Origin of the sequence: Acidiphilium sp. (assembly GCF_049977125.1) — a bacterium.
Taxonomy (GTDB): Bacteria; Pseudomonadota; Alphaproteobacteria; order Acetobacterales; family Acetobacteraceae; genus Acidiphilium.
Window position 1 is genome coordinate 1 of record NZ_JBMFGY010000002.1, and the last position, 7,667, is coordinate 7,667.

Below are 7,667 nucleotides of genomic sequence, written 5' to 3' on the forward strand. Positions count from 1 at the left end.
CCCGATCGCAAGATTTTCAAAAATCGCTGATCGGCGGGCGGCGCGTTTGCACGTCTAAATCGTTACGTTATCGCAATAAAAATGGGGAGACGGGGGGATGCGGCTGATCGCCGGTTCTGCCACTTGATGACCGCGCCGGGTTAAGCTAGACCCCGTCGCACGCGAGAGGCCCAGGTAGCTCAGTTGGTAGAGCATGCGACTGAAAATCGCAGTGTCGGTGGTTCGATTCCGCCCCTGGGCACCATCGCGGCCCGAAGTCGCTTCCTTTTTTTGCCAGCGCTTCCTTTTTTTACCGGTATATGGACCTTTATGGTGATGGACGGGATTGAGACCGCGACCGACAGTTTGGAGCGGCACAAGCATTTGAAGGAGCATCCTGAGGCGCATCATGCGCGGCGGATGGCGCTGTTGATCGGCATTTTGGCGGCGGGTCTCGCGATTTGCGAGATGGGCGAAAAATCCGCCCAGAACGACTATATCGCCCGGCAGATCGGGGTGAGTGACACTTGGGCGTTCTATCAGGCGAAATCGATCAAATCCGAAATCGCCGCGGGTCAGGCCGAGCTTCTGGGTGCGTTGGCGAGCACCAGCCACGATGCCGCTTTGGCCGCGCGTGCGAAAGCGGCCGAGGCCAAGGCGGCGCGCGAGATTTCCGATCCGGCGAAGCATGAGGGCAAGGCGCAGTTGATGCAGCAGGCCTTGCGCCAGACCGTGGCGCGGGATCATCAGCTGCATCGTTACCATTTGCTGGAAATCGCGGTCGGTGCGTTGCAGATCGCGATCGTTCTGGCGTCGGTTTCGGTGGTCACCGAGATTGTCGCGTTCGGCCTGGTCTCTCTCGGTCTTGGCGTTGTATCTTTTCTCGGCGGCATCGCCGTGATGGCGCTGTTTTAATTTAATCGCCGAACCATCTGCCCCCTGTTCAACCTTTTCGCGAATCGTTACAAGATTCGCGAGTTGCCGATTCGTTGTTGGCTGCTGCGTAAGAGTCTTCAACCCGCCGGATCAGCCGGCATCGGTGTCATTGCGTTGATGCGGGCGCCGATCGAGCACAGGAAAGAGGCTTCGACCATGTCGAAAGCGTTTCTCGCCGAAGTCATCCAGAAATCAGCCGGCATCACCGGCGTCGCCTCGAACCGCGCCGCGACCGACCTGATGCAGTCGATCGTCAAGGAGCTGAAAAAGACCGGCAAATTCACCCTGCCGAGCTTCGGCACCTTCACGGTGCGCAAAACCAAGGCGCGCAAGGGGGTCAATCCGCGCACCGGCGCCGAAATCAAGGTCAAGGCCGGCAAGACCGTGCGGTTCAAGGCGTCGCCGTCGCTGAAAAAAATGGTCTGACGCTGAAACACCGCCCGCAAGCGCGGATCGAGGGGGGATGCCGCGTAGCGATTTCGGCAACAGGTGAGGCTGATTTCGTTGTTGCAGGCAACGATCGAACTCGATAGTCTCACCTCCCGCGGGGTTCGATCCGGGCCCTCCAGCCGGGGGACGATGGCATGATGGGCGCAACGCCTTGACGATGGGTGGCGAGGTTTTGTCCCTTCGCGGGATCACCAAGCAATTCCCCGGCTGCCGCGCCAATGACGATGTCGATCTCGCGATCGGCCGGCATGAAATCCACGCCCTGCTCGGCGAAAACGGCGCCGGCAAGAGCACCCTGGTCAAAATCATCTATGGCGTGATGAAGCCCGATGCCGGCCGCATCGCCTGGCAGGGCGAGCCGGTCACCATCGCCAACCCGGCCCAGGCGCGCGCCCTCGGCATCGGCATGGTGTTCCAGCATTTTTCCCTGTTCGAGGCGCTGACCGTCGCCGAGAACGTCGCCCTCGGTCTCGCCGATAAATCCGACCGGATCGGCCTGGCCGACCGCATCGCCGACATCTCCCACCGCTACGGCCTCCCGCTCGACCCCGCCCGCGCGGTGCATGACCTCTCGGTCGGCGAACGCCAGCGGATCGAGATCGTCCGCTGCCTGCTCCAGAAGCCCAAGCTGCTGATCATGGACGAACCGACCTCGGTGCTCACCCCGCAGGAAGTGTTCCGCCTGTTCGAAACCCTGCGCCGTCTTGCCGAGGAGGGGTGTTCGATTCTCTACATCAGCCACAAGCTCGAGGAAATCCGCGCCCTCTGCCAGCGCGCCACCATCATGCGCCTCGGCAAGGTGGTGGCCGAATGTGTGCCCGCGGAAAAATCCGCCCGCGAGCTTGCCGAGCTGATGATCAGCGCCCGGCTGCAACCCCAGAATTTCGCGCATCGCATCGAAACCGAAGCCGCCCCCCGCCTGGTGCTCGACCGTCTGACCATCCGCTCCAATCAACCCTTCGGCACCGATCTGAAGGATATTTCGCTCAGCGTCGCCGCCGGCGAGATCCTCGGCATCGCCGGCATCGCCGGCAACGGCCAGTCCGAATTGATGGATGCTTTGTCCGGCGAAATTCCTTCCGGCCGCCCGGAGACCATCACGCTCGATGGCGCCCCGATCGGCCATGACGGTCCGCGCGCCCGCCGCCGCCGCGGTTGCGCTTTCCTGCCCGAGGAACGCAACGGCCATGGCGCCGTCACCTCGATGACCCTCGCCGAAAACGGCTTCCTCTCCGGCCATGTCCGCGGCGCGTTGCAACACCTCGGGCTGATCGACCGGCGCCGCACCGGCGACTTCGCCCGCGCGATCATCAAGGCGTTCGACGTTCGCACCACCGGCCCCGAGGCGGAGGCGCGCTCGCTCTCGGGCGGCAATCTGCAAAAATTCCTGATCGGTCGCGAAATGCTGCAACAGCCGACCCTGCTGATGCTCAATCAACCCACCTGGGGCGTCGATGCCGGGGCGGCGGCGGCGATCTATGAGGCGGTCGTCGCCCTCGCGCGCAACGGCGCCGCGGTCCTGATCATCTCGCAGGACCTCGATGAACTCCTGATGCTCTGCGACCGGATCGCGGTGATCGCCGCCGGCCGGGTCTCGGCACCGATGCCGGTCGGCGCCGTCACGATCGAACAGATCGGCCTTCTGATGGGCGGCACCGCCGCCGCCGCCGAGACGGTGTTCGAGGAGGCGGATGATGCAGTTCCGGCTTGAACCGCGCGGCGAGCGCGCGGTGTTCTGGGTCTATGCCTCGCCGGTGCTTGCCATCCTGCTCACCATCCTGACCACCATGGCGCTGTTCGCGCTGATGGGCGCGCCGCCGGTCAAGGGCATCTACACGTTTCTGATCGCCCCGCTGATCGGCAGCGCCGGTCTCTCGGCCCTCGCCCTGCGCGCGACCCCGCTGATCATGATCGGCATCGGCCTCGCCCTGTGTTACCGCGCGAATGTCTGGAACATCGGCGCGGATGGTCAGTTCACCCTCGGCGCCATCGCCGGCGGCGGGCTCGCGCTCTACGCGCCGAACGCCCCGTTCTTCATCCTGTATCCCGCCGTGCTGCTGTTCGGCATTCTCGGCGGGATGGGCTGGGCGGCGATCGTGGCGCTGCTGAAAACCCGGTTCAACGCCAATGAAATCCTGACCAGCCTGATGCTCACCTATGTCGCGGCGCTCATGCTGGTCTGGCTGGTGACCGGTCCCTGGCGCGACCCGCGCGGATTCGGCTTTCCGCAATCGGCGATGTTTTCCGCCAATGCCACCACGCCGATCATCATCCCCGGCACCACGATCGATCTGGGCAGCCTGCTCGCGATCCTGCTGGCCCTTGCCCTGTGGCAGATCCTCGGCCGCTCCGTGCTCGGCTTCCAGTTGCGGGTGGCCGGTGCCGCGCCGCGCGCCGCGCGCTATGCCGGGTTCAGCACCAACCGCCTGATCTGGATCGCGATGCTGATCAGCGGCGGCCTGTCCGGGCTTGCCGGCATCATCGAGGTGACCGGCCCGATCGGTCAGCTCACCACCAGCGTCACCCCCGGCTACGGCTTCACCGCCGTCATCGTCGCCTTCCTCGGCCGGCTGCAACCGATCGGCGTGATCTTCGCGGGCCTGCTGCTCGCGCTGTCTTATCTCGGCGGCGATGCCGCGCAGATCGACCTGCATCTGCCCAACGCGGTGACCGGCATTTTCCAGGGCATTCTCCTGTTTTACCTGCTGGCCTGCGACATCCTGATCCTCTACCGGTTCCGCCGCCTCAGGCCGATCGCGCGTCCGGCGGAAAGCGGAGCGGCGACATGACCCTGCTTGAACTCACCAGCGTCATCGTCAGCATCATCAGCGCCTCGACACCGTTATTACTCGCGGCATCGGGTGAATTGATCACCGAAAAATCGGGCGTGCTCAATCTCGGCGTCGAGGGCATGATGCTGATCGGCGCGATCGCGGGTTTCGCCACCGCCCATGCCACCGGCAGCGCGCTGCTCGGCGTGGTCGCGGCCGCCGGCGCGGGCATGGCGATCTCGATGCTGTTCGCCGTTCTGACATTGACCCTGCTCGCCAACCAGATCGCCACCGGACTCGCCTTGACCATTTTCGGCCATGGCTTCGCGGCCCTGATGGGCGCCGGCTATGTCGGCATCGCGGCGCCCACCCTGCACAATCTCGACATCCCCGGCCTGACCACGCTGCCGCTGATCGGGCCGATCCTGTTCGGTCAGAACATCCTGGTTTACGGATCGCTCGCCCTGCTGGCCGGCATCTCGTGGTTTCTGCGCCGCACCCATGCCGGATTGATCCTGCGCGCGGTCGGCGACAGTCACGAAGCCGCCCACGCGATCGGCTATGACGTCCTGACGATCCGCTACGCCGCCATCGGGTTCGGCGGCGCGATGGCCGGCATCGCGGGGGCGTATCTGTCGCTCTATTACTCGCCGCTCTGGTCGCAGGATCTGGCGGCCGGGCGCGGCTGGATCGCCCTGGCGCTCGTGGTGTTCTCGGCGTGGCGGCCCGCGTGGCTGCTGGCCGGCGCCTATCTGTTCGGCGGCATCACCTTCCTGTCGCTGTATTTGCAAGGTCTCGGCGTGCCGATCCCCTCGCCGTTCATCTCGGCTCTACCCTATATCGGCACCGTCGTCGTCCTCGTCCTGATCTCGCGCGACCGGCGGCGGATCAGGCTGAACCAGCCCGCATGCCTCGGCAAATCCTTCCACGCCGTCACCTGAAATCGCCCGCCGCAATCAGGGGCGTTCGTCGGCGATCACGCACCCGGCCATTTCCTCGCGCACCAATGCCACGAACATGTCGAGCGCCGCCGACAATGTCCGGCCCTGGCGCAGATAGACCCCGAGTTCGGTGACCACCGGACCCGGCCGCGCCAGCGGCAGAAACACCAGGCTGCGATCGGCGAGTTCGGCCTCGATGCCGATCCGCGCCTGGAACGCCACGACATCGAGCGTCTGGGTCAGGTTTTTCATCAGCGTGACGGAATTGGTCTCCATCATGATGTCGAGCCTGCCCTCGAAGCGCTGCCGCAGCGGCGCCATGAGCGAATGGATCGACAGATCCACGCTCGGCATGATCAAGCGATGGCGCACGCAATGCGCGAAGCTGATGGTGCCCTCGATGGCGTCACCGATCAGCGGATGGCCGGCGCGGACCACCGCCCCGAGGCGCAACCGCTCGACCGCGAGTTGCTGCAGCCCTGAGTCACGGCGCAGGGAGAACGCGATGCCGATGTCGGAATCGCCATCGCGCAGGCTTTGGGGAATATCGTTCGACCCCTCGGTGCGCAGCCGGATCGATAACCCCGGATAGCGCGTGGCCATCCGCTCGATGATGCGCGGCAGAAACCGCGCATTCAGCGATTCGGCGCAGATCACGGCGATCTCGCCGCGCCGGAGTCCGCGCAGCGCCTCGAATTCCGACCAGGCGCGCCGCTCATCCTGCAGCACCGCGATCGCGTGGCGTGCCATCACCTCGCCCGCCGGGGTCAGGCTCATGCCCCCCGGCAGGCGTTCGAACAACGCCAGCCCGAGTTCCTCTTCGAGGTTGAGCACCTGCCGGTTGACCGCCGAAGCCGCGATATCCAGATGCCGCGCCGCCTCGCGGATCGAGCCGTGACGGCGCACCGCGTCGAAATACAAGGCCGTGCGATAGAGCGAGGATTTATGCATGGGAGGGCATTATGCCGGAGGTGTCGGGGTGACGAAAGCCAGCGGTGTCACGCGATCGCGCGGGCTTGGCCGGCGCAGCGGCGCCACATAAGGTCAATCCTGCGGGTCGATCCGGGTCAGCCGTGCGATCAGCCTGGCGCGAACATCGGGTGGGGCGGTCTGGGTGATCGCCTCGCCGAGGTCGTGCAGCCGGCGGCGCAGGTCGTAGAGCTGATCGAGCAGGGACAGCACCACGGGCAGCGCGTCATCGTTGATGTGCAGATCGGAGACGAGTTCGTGGATCAGGCGGGTGCGGGCGAGATCGATCGCGGCGAAGCTGTAGCCGGTGGGGGTGGGATCGGGGCGGACCCACTGGTTTTCGATCCAGCGGTCGAGTTCGGAGCGGGTGACGCCGTCGATTTCGCGGATGACAAGGTCGATGGTGAGGGTTTCGGTGATCATGGTTTGCTGTCCATGGTCTGGCGTGGATTATGGGCGGTCGCGGGTTTCCAGTCGCGCAGGAAGGCTTCGAGGGCGGGATCGACCGGCCCGATGGTCACGCGCAGCGTGGCGTAGAGATCGCCCGCCGGGATGCTGCCGTGGCCGGGCACACCGCGGCCGCGCAGACGCAGCACGGTGCCGTTATCCGAATGCGGCGGGACCCGCATGCGCACCGCGCCGCCCGGGGTCGGCACCTCGATCGGGCCGCCGAGCACGGCTTCGGACAGGGTGATCGGCAGGTCGAGCCTGATGTCCTGCCCGTCGCGCGAAAAAATCGGGTGCGGGGTGACGCTGATGGCGATCAACGCATCGCCGGGCGGCCCGCCGTTGCGGCCGGGGTTGCCCTTGCCGCGCAGGCGCAGGATGTGGCCATCCTCGGTGGCGGGCGGGATTTTGACGTCGAGCACGCTGGCGTCGGGCAGGGTGAGGCGCGTGGTGGTGCCGTTGACCGCGTCGAGAAAGCTGGTGACGAGGCTGTAATGCGCATCGGCGCCGCGGGCGGGACCCTGGTTGCGCGGGCGGTTGGCTTCATTGAACATGGTGCCGAATATCGCCTCGAGGTCTTCAGGGTCCCAGCCGGCGGACGGCCCGCCACCCTGGCTTGTATAGCGCTGGCCGGCGGCGGCCTGGGCGTAGTCGCGATAATGCGGGCGTTGCGGGGTTTCATGACCCTCCGCATCGATCTCGCCGCGGTCGAATCGGGCGCGTTTTTCGGCATCGGACAGCAGCGCGTAGGCGGTGGCGATGTCCTTGAAGCGGGCTTCGGCTGCGGCGTTGCCGGGGTTGAGGTCGGGGTGATGGGTCTTGGCCAGTTTGCGATAGGCGCGGCGGATGGCGTCCGGCGTGGCGTCACGTGCGACGCCGAGGGTTTCATAGGGATTTGGCAACGGGGTTATCCTTGGTCGGCAACAACGGGCATCGGTGCGATCAAAGCACGCGAGAGGCGAATTTCATAGTCCTGCCCGGCCGGACCGGTCATCCCTCCCTGGTGGCGACGGCGTGGCGGGGATGGCGAGGTCGAGGCCGCGATAGACCGTGTTGCGCGACACGCCGAGGCTGCGCGCCGTGGCGCTGATGTTGCCGCCATGCGCGTGATACGCGGCGCGGATGCGGGCGCGGACGATATCGCGCAGGTCGGGGTTGGGCAGGCCAGGGTCAG

9 protein-coding genes and 1 tRNA gene are annotated in these 7,667 nt (G+C 65.7%); 6 read left to right on the forward strand and 4 right to left on the reverse strand.

The window, feature by feature from the left end; translation table 11 throughout:
- Positions 1-168 precede the first annotated feature (168 nt).
- From ACP5E6_RS00425 to ACP5E6_RS00450, 6 genes are all read left to right on the forward strand, one after another.
- Positions 169-244, forward strand: a tRNA-Phe gene (locus ACP5E6_RS00425).
- Positions 245-315: 71 nt separating this feature from the next.
- Positions 316-894, forward strand: coding sequence for a DUF4337 domain-containing protein (locus tag ACP5E6_RS00430; protein WP_427950161.1), 579 nt, complete (start codon positions 316-318; stop codon positions 892-894).
- Positions 895-1,071: 177 nt separating this feature from the next.
- Positions 1,072-1,341: an HU family DNA-binding protein gene (locus ACP5E6_RS00435; protein ID WP_427950164.1), complete on the forward strand. Its 270-nt coding sequence runs from the start codon at positions 1,072-1,074 to the stop codon at positions 1,339-1,341.
- A 181-nt stretch (positions 1,342-1,522) separates the two neighbouring features.
- The gene (locus ACP5E6_RS00440) at positions 1,523-3,076 is read left to right on the forward strand and encodes an ABC transporter ATP-binding protein (RefSeq protein ID WP_427950377.1); all 1,554 of its coding nucleotides are present in this window, start codon (positions 1,523-1,525) and stop codon (positions 3,074-3,076) included.
- Positions 3,060-4,154 carry an ABC transporter permease gene (locus ACP5E6_RS00445; protein ID WP_427950166.1) on the forward strand — a complete coding sequence of 365 codons (1,095 nt, stop codon included), beginning with the start codon at positions 3,060-3,062 and terminating at the stop codon, positions 4,152-4,154. Before ACP5E6_RS00440 ends, ACP5E6_RS00445 begins: the two co-directional genes overlap by 17 nt.
- Positions 4,151-5,077, forward strand: coding sequence for an ABC transporter permease (locus ACP5E6_RS00450; protein ID WP_427950168.1), 927 nt, complete (start codon positions 4,151-4,153; stop codon positions 5,075-5,077). Before ACP5E6_RS00445 ends, ACP5E6_RS00450 begins: the two co-directional genes overlap by 4 nt.
- Positions 5,078-5,092: 15 nt before the next feature.
- On the opposite strand, the gene ACP5E6_RS00455 is transcribed toward ACP5E6_RS00450, so the two are convergent.
- From ACP5E6_RS00455 to ACP5E6_RS00470, 4 genes are all read right to left on the reverse strand, one after another.
- Positions 5,093-6,028 (reverse strand): LysR family transcriptional regulator, encoded by a 936-nt coding sequence (locus tag ACP5E6_RS00455; RefSeq protein ID WP_427950171.1) that lies wholly within the window; start codon positions 6,026-6,028, stop codon positions 5,093-5,095.
- A gap of 93 nt (positions 6,029-6,121) precedes the next feature.
- The gene (locus ACP5E6_RS00460; RefSeq protein WP_427950174.1) at positions 6,122-6,469 is read right to left on the reverse strand and encodes a chaperone modulator CbpM; all 348 of its coding nucleotides are present in this window, start codon (positions 6,467-6,469) and stop codon (positions 6,122-6,124) included.
- Complete coding sequence (locus ACP5E6_RS00465; protein WP_427950176.1) at positions 6,466-7,395, reverse strand: DnaJ C-terminal domain-containing protein; 930 nt, start codon at positions 7,393-7,395, stop codon at positions 6,466-6,468. Before ACP5E6_RS00465 ends, ACP5E6_RS00460 begins: the two co-directional genes overlap by 4 nt.
- 63 nt (positions 7,396-7,458) lie before the next feature.
- The coding region (locus ACP5E6_RS00470; RefSeq protein WP_427950179.1) for a helix-turn-helix domain-containing protein at positions 7,459-7,667 on the reverse strand (209 nt) is incomplete at its 5' end.